We start from the raw sequence: 16569 nt of genomic DNA, 5'->3' as shown, positions 1-16569 counted from the left end.
TTGAGCTTTAAAGTGGAGATATCGAGCTAAGGAGTAATATGATAGAGCTATTAGAGCACCTAAACCATTGGCACTGGCTAGCATTTGGTTTTGCACTTCTTGCTGTCGAAGTGTTAGGTACCGCTGGTTATTTTCTATGGCTTGGGATCTCTGCGGTATTAGTAGGCATTGTTATGGCAATAATTCCGATTGAATGGCAAATCCAATGGATCAGTTTCGCTGTACTTTCTCTCATCACAACTTGGCTTTGGTGGCGCAAGCAATGGCAAAAAGACACAGAAAGTGACGAGCAAAGAGATTTAAATCAGAAGCAAAAACAGCTCATCGGAAAAATCATCGTATTGGATGAAGACTTACCAGAAGGCCGAGGCAGAATAAAAATTGGTGATACCACATGGCCTGCATGCTGCGAGCAAACCTTAAAAGCTGGCACAAAAGTGAAAGTTGACTCCGTCGACGGGATAACCTTAGTGATTATTGCCCAAAATACCGACTAAACAACCTAATTCGTTCTAGTTTGCTGACTTTAATCCGCGAGACAATTGAAGGTTAATTAGTATCTTAGTGCTATATAGGCCCAACTAAAGTGGGCCTTTTACCTTTGGTAAAAATAAATTCACACTTACATCAAGTCCAATAAATCCTGCTCTGTGCGAACTTCAACACCTAAGTCTTGAGCTTTGGTGAGTTTTGAACCCGCAGCCTCACCGGCAAACAAGATATCGGTTTTTTTCGAAACACTGCCCGTTACTTTTGCACCTAGGTTTTGCAATGCTTCCTTTGCCTCTGTGCGAGATAACTGGGAAAGAGAGCCCGTTAACACAACAGTCAAACCAGCTAGTGGTTGCGGTATATCAGAACCAACCTCTTCGATTTCTGGCCAAGTTATGCCTTGCTCAATTAGCTCTTGAATCACTTTCTGGTTATTCTCCTGAGCAAAGAATGCCAAAATATGATTTGCAACAACTTCACCAACATCTTGCACTTCAACCAGTTGTTCTAATGTTGCTTGTTCAATGCCAGATAAAGTTTTGAAATGCTGCGCTAAGTTAGCGGCTGTTGCTTCTCCCACTTCCCGAATGCCAAGCGAGTAGAGAAAACGGGGCAACGTCGTTTCTTTTGACTTGTTCAACGCATCTACGACATTTTGCGCAGATTTGGGGCCCATACGCTCAAGCACAGTGATCACGCCGGCAGACAGTTTGAAAAGGTCGGCTGGCGACTCAACCATTTCTTTGTCAACCAGCTGTTCAATAACCTTTACACCTAAGCCATCAACATCAAGGGCTTTACGAGAAACAAAGTGTTTGAGCGCCTCTTTGCGCTGGGCTTGGCAAACTAAACCTCCGGTACAGCGAGTTACTGCTTCACCCTCTACCCTTTCCACTTCTGAATCGCACACTGGGCACTTTTCTGGAAAAACGATCTCTCTTACTTGGTCGCCGCGACGGTCTAAAACGACAGAAACCACTTGTGGAATCACGTCACCCGCTCTTCTAATAATGACATAGTCGCCAATTTTGACACCCAATCGCTCGATTTCATCTGCATTGTGCAGTGTCGCGTTACTTACTGTTACTCCGCCAACAAACACTGGCTCAAGCTTTGCAACAGGCGTAATTGCTCCTGTTCTACCAACTTGAAACTCAACATCATTTAAAACCGTGATCTCTTCTTGAGCAGGAAATTTATATGCGATGGCCCAACGTGGTGCTCTCGCAACAAAACCCAGACGCTCTTGAAGTCCAATGCCGTCAACTTTAATTACCACACCATCAATTTCATAGGCCAGCTCTTCTCGGCGAGACAGTATATCTTGATAAAATGCTTTAACGTCATCTAAGGATGTAACACGGCGAGTTTCAGGACAGATGGGTAAACCCCAACTTTTAATTTGTAAAAAGCGTTCATAGTGGCTGGCTTTTAATACAGCGCCTTCAACCACACCTACGCTATAGGCATAAAACGCAAGTGGCCGTGTTGCAGTAATTTTTGAATCTAATTGCCTCAAACTGCCAGCTGCTGCATTTCTCGGGTTTACAAAAACCTTTTCGCCTTTTTTAAGTGCAAGTTCATTGAGCTTCTCGAAGCCTTTTTTAGGCATAAAGACTTCACCACGTACTTCGATTCTGGTTGGCCAACCTTTTCCTTGTAGCTTTAAAGGAATCGAGCTTATCGTACGAACATTTTCTGTAATATTTTCTCCTGTGGTACCATCACCACGTGTCGCTGCTTGGACTAATACTCCATTTTCGTAAAGAAGACTTACAGCAAGTCCATCAAGCTTTGGTTCACAGCAGAATGTGTTTATATTTTCACCCACTATTCTGTCTTGCATTCTCTTTTGAAAACTAGCCAGCTCTCCATCGTCAAACGCGTTGTCAAGAGAAAGCATAGGGATCTCATGTGTGACGGGTTCAAATCCATCCAGAGGCGAGCCACCCACTCTTTGACTTGGCGAATCAAGCGTCACAAGTTCTGGATATTGTTCTTCTATCTCTAACAACTCACGCATCATTCGATCATATTCTGCGTCGGGAATTTCTGGACTATCTTCGACGTAATAACGAACAGAATGGTAATGAAGAGATTGCTTTAACTGGTTTAGTTTTTCTTGAGTGGTTTGAGACATAATTAACTCTTAGTATTCGTCACATCAAAAAGGCTCCATCTAGGAGCCTTTTATTTAAACTTGGTCGGCTTAAGCTATATTTTCGGTGGAAAAGTCCTGAATTTGCTTTCGATAAGCAGACAACCTATCAGGCGTCATCAGGTTTCTTTGATCATCAAGTACGTTCCCACCTAAATCATCTGCAATCTGCTGAGCAGTCTTCAGCATCAGCTTAAAATTTTGGTCTGCCTCTCCATAGCACGGCAAAGTCATGAAAAACGAGATGCCTTTGGTCGTAAATTCAGCAGGATCATCGTGTTTTAGCGTCCCCGGCTGCATGATGTTGGCCACGCTAAATAATACTTTTCCTGTTCCAGATAAGTCGGCATGACGATGAAAGATATCCATTTCACCATATAACAATCCATTTTGCTGCATACTATCAAACAGCTTGGTGCCAACAAAGGGCTCATTGCTTGCACAATGAACACTTAAAACGAGAACTTCCATTTGAGGCTCTGGATCAGGCGTTTTATTTTGATCCAATGAAGGAGTCAAACCGACTTCAGGCTCAACTTCGTCAATCTCATCCTCATCGACAGTTGAAGACATCGAAAACTCAGTCTCAACTTCTAATTCAACAGGCTCCGCAACAATAGGTTCTTCTAACGATGCTGCCTCATTAAGCGGTTCCATAGAAACATCTTCGACCTCACTTGCGGTAGAGAGTAATGGGTCTTCATCTCGATCTGTCGTCAGCTCCTGTTTTTTTTCTTGCTCAGAAGAAAAATCATCAAATAACGGATCGGAAATCACACCACTTGCACTAAAATCAGGCTCTTTACGTTTTTTACGACTTACCTCAGCCTTTTTAACAGCAGCAATGTCCTCTGTCATATCTATCTGACTTGGAGCTGAACTCATATCAAGCTTCCCAAGAGGCTTGCTACCAAACTTAGATTTTCCTTCCCGTTTGCTCGCCCAAAGACCGTGGAAAAGAAGCGCACCTATTGCTAATGCGCCAACAATAATGAGTACAAGTCGCAATTCCTGCATTATTTACTCTCAAGCTAATTGTCCATTGGATGTACTTATCCCCAAACGACATAAAGAGGTGTACTTTAGCAAGACGGACCGACCTTCATGTTGTTTGGTTACAGATGTGCCGTGTTTAAGGTTTTTAACCTGTAGGTTCCGCACAGTTAACCTACTTTACCAAAACTAATATGGGTTTTAGAACCGAATATTGTTAGAACTTGTCAATATATCGTGACACTAACCACGCTTTTTTTCTGAAAAAGGTTCGGTAGAATGAGCTGTGACCATTTAATTATAGATAACAAATACGCATGACTACATTTCAAAAAAATCGCACAGGATTCGGGTATTTTTTTTATGGGATTAAGATCGCCAAACTACCCGGTATTAGAAAGTTCGTACTCTTGCCTTTGCTAGCAAATATTCTATTAGTTGGCGGAGCTCTATATTATGCTTTTTCTCACCTCAATGGTTGGATAGATCATATGCTCAGCCAAGTACCGAGTTATCTGTCTTGGCTTAGCTACGTACTATGGCCAATTTTAGCCATTACCATTCTTGCCACTTTTTCTTATTTTTTCAGCACATTAGCTAATTTCATTGCAGCACCATTTAATGGGTTATTAGCGGAAAAAGTGGAAGAAAAGCTGACTGGTAATCGTGTAAACGATGATGGTTTTATGTCAGTCATTAAAGACGTACCAAGAGTCTTAGCACGAGAATGGAAAAAACTGCTCTACGTTCTTCCAAAAGCAATTGGGCTATTTATCTTGTTACTCATCCCTGCTTTTGGTCAAACACTAGGGCCTATTTTATGGTTCGTTTTTAGCTCTTGGATGCTAGCAGTGCAATACTGTGATTACCCTTATGACAATCACAAGATAACCTTTAATCAAATGAAAACAGATCTGAAAAGTAAAAAAGGAAAAGTTTATAGCTTTGGTTTTTTGGTTGCCTTCTTTACTTCTATTCCAATAGTAAATCTGTTTATCGTCCCTGTAGCCATTTGCGGCGCTACAGCAATGTGGGTCTCTGAATTCAAAAACAACTGATTGTTGTCTGCCGATGTAATCCGCATCGGCTGAATTCGCCTCATGTCACAATTTCTCACATTAGCGAGCCAATTCACTATACCTTATACCTTTTTGGTATTTCGTCATTTCTGATAGTCAGCATATTCTGCTAACGTAGCTTAAAAAAATGCCAGAGAAAGGATGAAACCATGAGTAAGATATACGAAGACAACTCCTTAACGATTGGTAACACACCATTAATTCGCCTAAACAGAGTGAGTAATGGCAATGTGTTGGCCAAAGTAGAAGCACGTAACCCAAGCTTTAGTGTTAAGTGTCGTATTGGTGCCAACATGATTTGGGAAGCGGAAAAAGACGGCATTCTCAAAGAAGGTATCGAGCTTGTTGAGCCAACCAGCGGTAACACTGGTATTGCCTTGGCCTTCGTCGCTGCAGCTCGTGGTTACAAATTAACTCTGACTATGCCTGAATCAATGAGTTTAGAAAGACGTAAGCTGCTAAAAGCTCTTGGTGCAAACCTTGAGTTAACGGAGGCGGCAAAAGGCATGAAGGGAGCAATTCAAAAAGCGGAAGAAATAGTCGCAACCAACCCTGACAAGTACTTGCTGCTGCAGCAGTTTAGTAATCCTGCAAACCCACAAATTCACGAAAAAACCACGGGCCCAGAAATTTGGGAAGCAACAGATGGAGAAATCGATGTATTTGTTGCAGGTGTAGGTACAGGTGGTACTATCACCGGTGTCAGCCGCTATATTAAAGGCGAAAAAGGCAAGGCCATCACGTCGGTAGCCGTAGAACCATCCGAGTCTCCTGTAATTACACAAGCACTAGCTGGTGATGATATTCAGCCCGCGCCACATAAAATCCAAGGCATTGGTGCAGGCTTCATCCCTGCAAACTTAGATCTAGAACTTGTTGACCAAGTTGTGACAGTAAGCTCAGACGAAGCTATCGATATGGCAAAAAGGCTAATGGAAGAAGAAGGAATATTGGCTGGAATATCATCTGGAGCAGCAGTTGTCGCCGCCAACAAAATATCTGAACTGCCTGAATTTAAAGGTAAAAACATTGTTACCGTTTTGCCAAGCTCAGGTGAGCGTTACTTAAGTTCCGCGTTATTTGCTGGTATTTTCACAGAGAAAGAAAACACTCAATAATATGTGTTGAAATCAATTTTTCGTGTAAAAAAGCCCCTAATTGGGGCTTTTTTGTTGATCCCTGCTCAGCCTTTGGTAATATCAGCACACTATTATTTTTAGCTTCAAAATAAAAAAGAAGCATGAAAAAATCTAAACAGTTGCGAGCATTAAAAAATTCACTTATATCGCGGCTGTAAGTCATTAACTGCATGATGGCTGTAATTGTTTCACTATGTCATTTCTAAACCGGGTGGCATGTAAATAATTAAACCAATGACAGTTAAGAAACTAACAAAGTAAAATCAATCGGGGTATTAAACATGTACGAGAAGCAAGTAGAAATCACTGCAGAAAACGGTCTTCACACTCGTCCTGCTGCACAGTTTGTTAAAGAAGCGAAATCTTTCGATGCAGACATCACTGTGACTTCTAATGGTAAAAGCGCTAGTGCGAAAAGCCTATTCAAGCTACAAACTCTTGGCCTAGTAAAAGGTACTACAGTGACTATTTCTGCTGAAGGCCCTCAAGCTGAGCAAGCGGTTGATCACCTAGTAGCTCTAATGGACGAGCTTCACTAATCAGCTGTTCGTTGCAAGGCCATTTTGGGCACCACCAAATGGCCTTGTTGGCAATGCATTCCAAATTAGACTAAACCTAACGGTAAGCTGAGTCTAAACCCTTCTGTATAATGTTGACCAACTAAGGTATCGCTATGATTTCTGGCATCCTAGCATCTCCTGGTATTGCTTTTGGTAAAGCTCTACTACTTCAAGAAGATGAAATTATCCTAAACACCGAAACTATTTCTGACGATCAAGTAGACACTGAAGTCCAACGCTTCTACGACGCTCGTAACAAGTCTTCTGCGCAACTAGAAACTATCAAACAAAAAGCGCTTGAAACTTTTGGTGAAGAAAAAGAAGCGATTTTCGAAGGCCACATCATGTTGCTTGAAGATGAAGAGCTGGAAGAAGAAATCCTAACCCTCATCAAAAAAGACAAAATGTCTGCTGATAACGCAATTCACACTGTTATCGAAGAGCAAGCAACTGCTCTTGAGTCTCTAGATGATGAATATCTTAAAGAACGTGCAACTGATATTCGTGATATTGGTACTCGTTTTGTAAAAAATGCACTAGGCATCAACATCGTATCTCTAAGCGATATTGATGAAGAAGTTATCCTAGTGGCTTACGACTTAACTCCGTCTGAAACAGCGCAAATCAACCTTGACTACGTACTAGGTTTTGCTTGTGATATCGGTGGTCGTACTTCGCACACTTCTATCATGGCACGCTCTCTTGAGCTACCAGCTATCGTGGGTACTAACGACATCACTAAACAAGTGAAAAGTGGTGACATGCTAGTACTTGACGCAATCAACAACAAATTGATTGTGAACCCTTCTGAAGCTGAGCTTGAAGAAGCACAGAAAGTTCGCGACTCTTTCCTAGCTGAAAAAGCAGAACTAGCAAAACTAAAAGACCTACCAGCTGAAACTCTAGACGGCCACCGTGTAGAAGTTTGCGGTAACATCGGTACAGTAAAAGACTGTGACGGTATTCTACGCAACGGCGGCGAAGGTGTTGGTCTATACCGTACTGAGTTCTTGTTCATGGACCGCGACGCGCTTCCAACTGAAGAAGAGCAATACCAAGCATACAAAGACGTTGCTGAAGCAATGCACGGTGAAGCTGTCATCATCCGTACTATGGATATTGGTGGTGACAAAGATCTACCATACATGGATCTGCCAAAAGAGATGAACCCATTCCTAGGCTGGCGTGCTGTTCGTATTAGCTTAGACCGTCGTGAAATCCTGCGTGACCAACTACGTGGTATTTTACGCGCTTCTGCTCACGGTAAGCTTCGTATCATGTTCCCAATGATCATCTCTGTTGAAGAAATCCGCGAACTGAAAAAAGCGATCGAAGAATACAAAGCTGAGCTTCGTGCAGAAGGCTTAGCGTTCGACGAAAACATCGAAATCGGTGTTATGGTTGAGACTCCAGCAGCTGCTGCAATTGCTCACCACCTAGCGAAAGAAGTGGCTTTCTTCTCTATCGGTACTAACGACTTAACACAATATACTCTTGCTGTTGACCGTGGTAACGAAATGATTTCTCACCTATACAACCCATTATCACCGGCTGTTCTAACTGTCATTAAGCAAGTGATCGATGCATCTCATGCTGAAGGCAAGTGGACAGGTATGTGTGGTGAGCTAGCAGGTGATGAGCGTGCTACTCTACTGCTTCTAGGTATGGGTCTGAACGAATTCTCAATGAGTGGAATTTCTATCCCTAAAGTGAAGAAAGTCATTCGTAACTCTAACTTTGCGGAAGTACAAGCAATGGCTAAAGAAGCCCTTTCACTGCCAACAGCAGCTGAAATTGAAGCTTGTGTAGAAAGATTTATCGCAGAGAAAACTCAATAATCTACTGATACTAATCAAATGAAGATTGAATAGGCGGCTAAAAGTAGTCGTCTATTTTGTTTCATTGGTATACTATAATTCGACAGAATAAACAAACGTTAGGAGCATGACACAATGGGTCTGTTTGACAAACTAAAGAAGTTCGTATCTGACGACAGTGCCGAGGCTGGTGCTATTGAAATTATCGCACCTCTTTCTGGTGATATCGTAAACATCGAAGATGTGCCAGATGTGGTATTCGCAGAGAAGATCGTTGGTGACGGTATCGCTATCAAGCCAAGTGGTGACAAAATGGTTGCTCCTGTAAATGGCACAATCGGTAAAATCTTCGAAACTAACCACGCTTTCTCTATCGAGTCAGATGACGGTGTTGAGCTATTTGTTCACTTCGGAATTGACACAGTTGAGCTAAAAGGTGAAGGTTTCAAGCGTATTGCTGAAGAAGGCCAAACAGTTAAAGTCGGCGACACAGTAATCGAATTCGACCTTGCGCTTCTTCAAGAAAAAGCAAAATCTACTCTAACTCCAGTTGTTATTTCAAACATGGACGAAATCAAAGAGTTGAACAAGCTTTCTGGTGCTGTAACTGTAGGTGAAACCCCAGTTTTACGTGTAACTAAATAATCTGTTACCTACGTACCTTACAGTTCTTTGCAAAAACGCTGCTCCTAGCAGCGTTTTTGTATAATTGAACTTCCGTGAGTCACATCCCTAATGCATATTTGAGCACCTTGTGCTTAAGCGGCCCAGAGTTCTCTGCTACTTTAAGTGCGATGTTTCGTAGTGACTTAAGTGCCAAATTGTTATTGCTAAATCCTTTATAAAACAAGTCCATTCCCGTCTGCATTAGCAAATTATCTTTTCGGCGTAACTTTTCATACTCCTTCAGCATATCAGGGCTCAAAGGCTCTACTTCACCAGTCACTTTCAGTAGTACCTCGACATCCTTAAAGCCAAGATTTACGCCCTGCCCCGCTAAAGGGTTAATAGTATGAGCGGAATCTCCAACTAACACACAATTGCGTTTCGAGTATTGCTGTGCGTGACGTCGAGTCAGTGGAAAGCTACCATGTTGCAACACTTGGATACCACCTAACTCATCAGGAAACTCAGCCAGAACCTGCTCACGCAGCTGCTCATTGGTCATCGCACTAAGCTGCTGAATTCTCTTTGGTGAATCGTACCAAACTAGCGAGCCTTGATTGCCGCATAACGGCAGGAACGAACGAGGGCCTTTAGGCGTAAATTGTTGCCAAGTAATGTCTTGCTGCTCGAGCTCTGTTTCTACATTGATCAACATGCAATGGTGTCGATAATCCCATGCAGTAACACCAATACAGGCAATCTGACGCACCAAAGAGTTCGCTCCATCCGCACCGACTACCCATTGAGCCTCGAGCACCCGACCAGATTCCAGCTCTACTTGATTTAAACCGCTCTCTTCAAAAGCAATAGATTGAAGCTTCTCTGGGCAATAACAAGTCAACTGCTCATAGTGCTCGAATTGCTGCCATAGGCCGAGCTGAATCAATCTGTTTTCTACGATAAAACCCAACTCAGAAAGGTTAAGCTCGTCAGAATTGAATCGAGTTCGACATTCTGGGTGCTCCCATGTTTCTAACCGGCGATAAGGACACACTCTTAACTGTCGTATTGAATCCCAAGCTCCTAGCTCCGTTAGTAACGATACGGAAGCGGCAGAAATCGCTGATACACGAATATCCATCGCTTGCTCAGTTTGGAATGGCTTTGGCCTAGCACCTTCTATTACCGCTACTGTTTTATTCTGTTTAGCTAACCCTACGGCCAACGCCGCACCAACCATACCACCGCCAACAATGACTACATCAAACTTTTCTAGCTCTTGCACTATCAGATACCCAATATATTAATTGCCAATATTGTAAGGCTTATGAGATAAAAAGTAAGTCGAATACCCATAAAATTGAGGGATATTGTTGAACAAAAAACAACCAACAAACATCAATAGCCCACTAGCAACAGGGAGTGGAAAGCAGTACAATACGCCGCCTAATTGCATGACTGATGGCAGACAAGCGTCCGCCAAATTGACAAAATAGAACGAGCGTAAGTGAGATGAGTAAAAAACTGCTAATTAAAACCTGGGGATGCCAGATGAACGAATACGATTCATCAAAAATGGCTGATCTGCTCAACGCGGCGAACGGCTATGAGCTAACGGAAGAGCCAGAAGAAGCAGACGTTTTATTACTGAATACCTGTTCTATTCGTGAAAAAGCACAAGAGAAGGTTTTCCACCAACTAGGTCGTTGGAAAACGCTGAAAGACAAGAAAGATGGCGTAGTTATCGGAGTCGGTGGTTGTGTTGCAACTCAAGAAGGCGACCACATTCGTGAGCGAGCGCCGTTTGTAGATGTTATCTTTGGCCCGCAAACACTGCATCGTCTTCCAGAAATGATTAAACAGTCGCAAAGTAACGAAGCGCCTGTTATGGATATTTCTTTCCCAGAAATCGAAAAATTTGACTGCTTACCAGAGCCGAAAGCAGACGGCGTAACAGCATTCGTTTCCATTATGGAAGGCTGCTCTAAATACTGTACTTACTGCGTGGTTCCATATACTCGTGGTGAAGAAGTTAGCCGCCCAATGGACGATGTCTTGTATGAAGTCGCTCAACTGGCTGAACAAGGCGTACGTGAAGTTAACCTACTAGGTCAAAACGTAAACGCATATCGCGGCCTAACCCATGATGGTGAGATTTGCTCTTTTGCTGAGCTACTAAGACTGGTTGCCTCTATTGATGGTATTGACCGTATTCGTTTTACTACTAGCCACCCACTTGAGTTTACAGACGATATCATCGCCGTATACGAAGACACTCCTGAGCTAGTTAGTTTCTTGCATTTACCAGTACAAAGCGGTTCAGATCGCGTACTGACTATGATGAAGCGCCCACACACGGCAATTGAATACAAATCTATCATTCGCAAACTACGCAAAGCACGCCCAGATATTCAAATCAGCTCTGACTTTATTGTTGGTTTCCCTGGCGAATCTGATCAAGATTTCCAAGATACCATGAAGCTAATTAAAGACGTTGATTTCGATATGAGCTTTAGCTTTATCTTCTCTCCTCGCCCGGGTACTCCAGCTGCAGATTATCCTTGTGATACTCCTGAGCAAGTGAAGAAAGAGCGCTTATATGAGCTTCAACAAACCGTTAACACACAAGCAATGCGTTACTCTCGCTTAATGCAAGGCACTGAGCAAAGGATCCTAGTTGAAGGCCCGTCAAAGAAAAACTTGATGGAACTACGCGGCCGTACGGAAAATAACCGAGTCGTAAACTTCGAAGGCCCTGCTGAGTTAATTGGCCAATTCGTTGATGTAAACATTGTCGACGTATTCCCAAATTCTCTGCGTGGTGAGTTAGTTAGAACTGAACAAGAAATGGACCTTCGCGTTGTGACTTCACCATCAGAAATGATGGATAAAACACGACGTGAAGACGAGCTTGGAGTTGCCACTTTTACTCCATAAGCTCTAATACTCGACCTTAAGATCCTCAAGGTGCAGAATTCTTCACCAATGTGCACGTTGAGGTCATTTAGGTATATAATGTCATTAGGTACCCGGTCGTTATCGGGTACTGGTAATGACCGAACTGTGAGGCAACATTGAGCAATAAAATTGTGACTCTAGAGATCGCTCTAGAACCTTCCGATAACCGCAGGCTTGCCAGTCTTTGCGGCCCTTTTGATGACAATATTAAACACCTAGAACGCCGCTTAGGGGTAGAAATCAACTATAGAAGTAACTTCTTTACTATCGTTGGTAAACCTCACACTGCTGCAGCTACTCTCGATATCGTTAAATCCCTTTATGTCGACACTGCGCCAATTCGAGGCAATATTCCAGATATCGAGCCTGAACAGATTCACTTAGCGGTAAAAGAATCTGGTATTCTAGAGCAAAGCTCAGAATCGAATATTGAACACGGCAAAGAAGTGTTCATTAAGACAAAAAAAGGCGTAATTAAACCGCGCACACCAAATCAGGCACAATACTTAGTCAACATGGTCACCCATGATATTAGCTTCGGTATTGGCCCAGCAGGCACTGGTAAAACCTACCTCGCTGTTGCGGCCGCAGTAGATGCCCTTGAACGTCAAGAAATTCGCCGAATTTTACTGACTCGCCCAGCGGTTGAAGCTGGAGAAAAATTGGGTTTTTTACCGGGTGACTTGAGTCAAAAGGTCGACCCTTATTTGCGTCCTCTATACGATGCCCTATTCGAGATGCTTGGCTTTGAACGTGTTGAGAAACTGATTGAAAGAAACGTCATTGAAGTTGCACCACTCGCTTATATGCGTGGTAGAACGCTGAACGACGCCTTTATCATTCTCGATGAGAGTCAAAACACGACAGTTGAGCAGATGAAAATGTTTTTGACTCGTATTGGCTTCAACTCACGAGCGGTCATCACTGGTGACGTAACACAAATTGACTTACCTCGCGGCGCGAAATCTGGCCTAAGACACGCCGTAGAAGTTCTCAACGATGTCGATGAAATCAGCTTTAACTTCTTCCAATCTGATGATGTTGTTCGCCATCCAGTTGTCGCTCGCATTGTTAACGCGTACGAAAAGTGGGAAGCACAAGATCAAAAAGAGCGTAAAGAATATGAAAAGCGCCGCCGTGAAGAGCGCGAAGCAACGCTATTAGAAGCTCAAAAATTAGAGCCCACCACCGTAATGACTAAGGTAGATTAAAACTCATGAGTGTTGTACTTGATCTGCAAATTGCAGTTGAAGAGCCTGAAAATCTTCCTAGTGAGCCCCAATTTCAACAGTGGCTTTCTCATACTGTTAGCTCTGATCAACCAAGCGCTGAAGTCACAGTGCGAGTCGTTGACTCAGAAGAAAGCCACCAGCTGAACCTTGAATATCGCGGCAAGGATAAACCTACTAACGTTCTATCCTTCCCATTTGAAGCGCCTCCTGGGGTTGAGTTAGACCTGCTAGGTGATTTGGTTATCTGCAAGCAAGTTGTTGAAAATGAGTCAAATCAACAGGGTAAACCTTTAATCGCCCATTGGGCACACATGGTTGTACATGGTAGCCTACATCTGCTAGGTTATGATCATATCGAGGACGATGAAGCAGAAGAGATGGAGTCCCTCGAAAGTAAAATTATGCAAGAGCTAGGGTTCGAAGATCCCTATCTTGCAGAAAAGGAGTAGCCCACGAAAGCCGTTATATCGATGAGCTACACAATGTGTGCTATCACACGTCTGATAGCGTTACATCATAGATAGACAATGAACGAAGATAATTCTCCCCCGTCTACCGAGGGAAAAAAGGAAAAATCGGAAGGTCCGAGTAGAAAGTCATTTTTTGAACGTCTCGGACAATTGTTTCAAGTAGACCCCAAAGATAGGCAAGAGCTTGTCGATGTCATTCGGGATTCGGAAGAGAATGATCTTATCGATCATGACACGAGAGATATGCTCGAAGGGGTCATGGCCATATCAGAGAAACGAGTTCGAGATATCATGATCCCTCGCTCTCAAATGGTTACCGTTGACAAATCCGACGATCTTACCAGTATCGTAAACCTCATTACCGATGCCCAACACTCCCGTTATCCAGTGATTAGCGAAGATAAAGACCACGTTGAAGGTATTTTACTCGCAAAAGATCTCCTCAAATACTTAGGTTCTGATTGTACTGACTTCGATATTGCTCAAGTCATTCGTCCTGCTGATGTGGTTCCAGAAAGTAAAAGAGTCGATCGCTTATTAAAAGAGTTCCGAGAGGAACGATATCACATGTCTATTGTCGTAGATGAGTTCGGGGGCGTTTCTGGTCTAGTCACTATCGAAGATATTCTGGAAGAAATTGTGGGTGAAATTGAAGATGAGTTTGACGATGAAGAAGAAGTCGAAATCCGTAAACTCAGTAAACATACCTTTGCAGTTAAAGCCTTAACGACGATAGAAGAGTTCAACGAAACTTTTAGTACCAACTTTAGCGATGATGAAGTTGATACTGTTGGTGGCTTGGTAATGACAGCCTTTGGCCATCTTCCTTCTCGTGGTGAAGTTGTAGAGATTGAAAATTACAACTTTAAAGTAACGGCTGCAGACAATCGCAGAGTTGTACAACTGCAAGTCACCGTCCCCGATGAAGTCTCTCTCCCTGCTGCTGCAGGAGAGTAAAATAATTAACTGGGACTAGATATCCATACATAAAATGATAAAGAAATTTGCTCTTCGCCTTGTGCGGCCGCTAGCGGCTGCAATGGTTGGCGCGTTTACGACGCTTGCTTTTGCTCCATACGATATTTGGCCTCTGGCGATAGTCAGCCCAATTTTACTCATACTTCTTCTACATAAGCAGTCATCAAAGCAAGCGCTAGCTATTGGCTACTTTTGGGGACTGGGTCAGTTCACCACAGGTGTCAGCTGGGTTTACGTAAGCATTGCGACCTTCGGTGGTATGCCGCTGGCAGCAAACCTATTTTTAATGGGCTTGCTCATCGCTTATTTAGCCATTTACAGTGGGCTATTTGCATGGAGTCTCAATAAATTTTTCCCCTCGCTAACTTTGTCTCGTTTTTTACTCGCCGCGCCTGCTCTATGGTTGGTGACAGATTGGCTTCGCGGATGGGTTTTGACCGGTTTTTCTTGGCTCTGGTTAGGCTACAGCCAAATTAGTTCTCCACTGGCTTCATACGCGCCAATTGGCGGCGTTGAAATGATCACTCTAGCGATACTGATATGTGCAGGCGCCACCTCTCTCGCGATCTTGAAAAAACGCTGGAATTTACTGTTAATACCCTTCGTTATTCTAGGGCTTGGTTATGGACTAAAGAGTGTGAATTGGGTAACGCCAGCACCTTCAACAATGACAAACTTTGCGCTAGTCCAAGGTGATATCCCTCAAGCCAGCAAATGGGTGCCGGACAATCGATGGCCTATTATCAACAAATACACTAGCCTTACCGAGAAGTCTTGGGGCTCAGATATTGTTATTTGGTCAGAAGCAGCCATACCTGCGTTAGAATATGAAGTCAGTCCATTTTTAAAAGGTCTCGACGAAGCAGTAAGAAAACACAATTCTGCGTTAATCACTGGCGTAATTAACAGAACTCAGTCAGGCAATTTCTATAACAGCATTCTTGCAATAGGAAAAACGCCTTACGGTCCTTATAAATACGATCCAGAAAAACGCTATCACAAACATCACTTGCTACCATTTGGCGAGTACGTACCGTTTGAAAGCCTTCTGAGACCATTAGCGCCATTTTTTGATTTGCCGATGTCATCGTTCAGCGCAGGTCCTTACATTCAGCCGAATATCATTGCCAACGGTCGCTATTTTGCCCCAGCGCTCTGTTACGAAATTTTGTTTGGGAATCAAGTTAGACAAAACGTAACCCGAAAAACGGATTTCATCCTAACTATGTCAAATGATGCTTGGTTTGGGCACTCGATTGGGCCACTACAACACATGCAGATCGCTCAGATGAGAGCATTAGAGTTGGGTAAACCACTGATTCGTTCAACCAACAATGGTGTCACTGCCGTAACTAACTACAGAGGTCAGATTATTGCGAAGCTACCAAGTTTCCAAGTCGGTGTGCTGAAGGTTAAAGTCGCCTCAACCAAAGGGGAAACACCTTACTGGTACGTGGGTTCTTACCCATTGTATGGCTGGGCTGCACTTTGCTTAGTGCTTTCAATTTGGTGGCAGCGAAAACGCCGACACCAATAAACGTTGAATATGCGAAATGGTAAGGAAGAATTTAAGGCTTGAGTAACTGACGGCTAAATTCTTTCTTGCCACATTTTACACAAGGAATGATGATTGTCGGATGTGAGTATTCTGTCTTATGGCCGCAGTGCTCACAAACAAGCACGCCAAGACCAATTATCTCACCCGCCTCATACAGCCCTTGATGTTCTAAGTCAGAAAATAGCTCCACCCATTCCACTTTGGTCCTGTCCGTTATATCTAACAACCCTTGCCAAATAGAATCGCGGATCATTAAGTAAAATGGACCATTTTTTCCTTCCTCATAATTGTCAGCGAACTCTTTTAAATCCGACTTTATGTACGCTGAAATCAAGGCCAACTCATCTTTAGTCATATCGTTGGCAGCATGCATAACCTTCCCTGAAGTTTCTAACACTCTGGCCACTTCTTCTGGGCTATGTTTGAGTGTTTCTAGCACTTCTTTGAACATATGTTCATAACCTACTTTGCGCTTTGGCATTCAGTAAACTCCTTCAAGATAGATTGGCTATTGTTGTGCACCTCGGCT

General features: G+C 43.1%; 15 protein-coding genes. 11 read left to right on the top strand and 4 right to left on the bottom strand.

Features of this window, described 5'->3' with window-relative positions; all coding sequences use genetic code 11:
• The first annotated feature begins 38 nt into the window (after positions 1-38).
• Positions 39-497, top strand: a complete 459-nt coding sequence (locus ACM2FC_RS06365) for an NfeD family protein (protein WP_498480049.1) — start codon at positions 39-41, stop codon at positions 495-497.
• A gap of 125 nt (positions 498-622) precedes the next feature.
• Here the strand turns inward: ACM2FC_RS06365 and ligA are convergent, their stop codons facing one another.
• Positions 623-2632: an NAD-dependent DNA ligase LigA gene (gene ligA / locus ACM2FC_RS06360; protein ID WP_498480048.1), complete on the bottom strand. Its 2010-nt coding sequence runs from the start codon at positions 2630-2632 to the stop codon at positions 623-625.
• A 69-nt stretch (positions 2633-2701) separates the two neighbouring features.
• Positions 2702-3667 (bottom strand): cell division protein ZipA, encoded by a 966-nt coding sequence (gene zipA / locus ACM2FC_RS06355; RefSeq protein ID WP_498480047.1) that lies wholly within the window; start codon positions 3665-3667, stop codon positions 2702-2704.
• 293 nt (positions 3668-3960) lie between these two features.
• Between zipA and cysZ the strand changes: the two genes are divergently transcribed.
• The 5 genes from cysZ to crr all read left to right on the top strand — a co-directional run bounded on the left by cysZ (position 3961) and on the right by crr (position 8883).
• On the top strand, positions 3961-4701 hold the full coding sequence (gene cysZ, locus ACM2FC_RS06350; protein ID WP_498480046.1) for a sulfate transporter CysZ: 741 nt from the start codon (positions 3961-3963) through the stop codon (positions 4699-4701).
• Between the two features lie 170 nt (positions 4702-4871).
• Positions 4872-5840: a cysteine synthase A gene (gene cysK / locus ACM2FC_RS06345; protein WP_498480045.1), complete on the top strand. Its 969-nt coding sequence runs from the start codon at positions 4872-4874 to the stop codon at positions 5838-5840.
• Between the two features lie 302 nt (positions 5841-6142).
• Entirely contained in the window at positions 6143-6400 is a 258-nt protein-coding gene (locus ACM2FC_RS06340; RefSeq protein WP_498480044.1) for an HPr family phosphocarrier protein, read from the top strand.
• Positions 6401-6534: 134 nt separating this feature from the next.
• A complete protein-coding gene (ptsI, locus tag ACM2FC_RS06335) occupies positions 6535-8259 on the top strand; it encodes a phosphoenolpyruvate-protein phosphotransferase PtsI (RefSeq protein WP_498480043.1) in 1725 nt (574 codons plus the stop codon).
• A 114-nt stretch (positions 8260-8373) separates the two neighbouring features.
• A complete protein-coding gene (gene crr / locus ACM2FC_RS06330) occupies positions 8374-8883 on the top strand; it encodes a PTS glucose transporter subunit IIA (protein WP_498480042.1) in 510 nt (169 codons plus the stop codon).
• 79 nt (positions 8884-8962) lie between these two features.
• On the opposite strand, the gene ACM2FC_RS06325 is transcribed toward crr, so the two are convergent.
• Positions 8963-10129 (bottom strand): 2-octaprenyl-3-methyl-6-methoxy-1,4-benzoquinol hydroxylase, encoded by a 1167-nt coding sequence (locus tag ACM2FC_RS06325; RefSeq protein ID WP_498480041.1) that lies wholly within the window; start codon positions 10127-10129, stop codon positions 8963-8965.
• 227 nt (positions 10130-10356) lie between these two features.
• Here ACM2FC_RS06325 and miaB point away from each other — a divergent pair, with 227 nt between their 5' ends.
• The 5 genes from miaB (at position 10357) to lnt (ending at position 16019) form a co-directional block, all read left to right on the top strand.
• Positions 10357-11781, top strand: a complete 1425-nt coding sequence (miaB, locus tag ACM2FC_RS06320; RefSeq protein ID WP_498480040.1) for a tRNA (N6-isopentenyl adenosine(37)-C2)-methylthiotransferase MiaB — start codon at positions 10357-10359, stop codon at positions 11779-11781.
• Positions 11782-11918: 137 nt separating this feature from the next.
• On the top strand, positions 11919-13013 hold the full coding sequence (locus ACM2FC_RS06315; RefSeq protein ID WP_498480039.1) for a PhoH family protein: 1095 nt from the start codon (positions 11919-11921) through the stop codon (positions 13011-13013).
• Between the two features lie 5 nt (positions 13014-13018).
• A complete protein-coding gene (gene ybeY / locus ACM2FC_RS06310; RefSeq protein WP_498480038.1) occupies positions 13019-13483 on the top strand; it encodes an rRNA maturation RNase YbeY in 465 nt (154 codons plus the stop codon).
• 78 nt (positions 13484-13561) lie between these two features.
• Positions 13562-14461, top strand: coding sequence for a CNNM family magnesium/cobalt transport protein CorC (corC, locus tag ACM2FC_RS06305; RefSeq protein ID WP_498480037.1), 900 nt, complete (start codon positions 13562-13564; stop codon positions 14459-14461).
• Positions 14462-14495: 34 nt separating this feature from the next.
• Positions 14496-16019 (top strand): apolipoprotein N-acyltransferase, encoded by a 1524-nt coding sequence (gene lnt / locus ACM2FC_RS06300; protein WP_498480036.1) that lies wholly within the window; start codon positions 14496-14498, stop codon positions 16017-16019.
• Between the two features lie 31 nt (positions 16020-16050).
• Here the strand turns inward: lnt and ACM2FC_RS06295 are convergent, their stop codons facing one another.
• Positions 16051-16521 (bottom strand): zinc ribbon-containing protein, encoded by a 471-nt coding sequence (locus ACM2FC_RS06295; RefSeq protein WP_498480035.1) that lies wholly within the window; start codon positions 16519-16521, stop codon positions 16051-16053.
• Positions 16522-16569 lie beyond the last annotated feature (48 nt).

Source organism: Vibrio sp. A37 (assembly GCF_059777565.1).
Note: the sequence above shows the minus strand (reverse complement) of the source record. Positions and strands in the feature narration are given on the sequence as shown.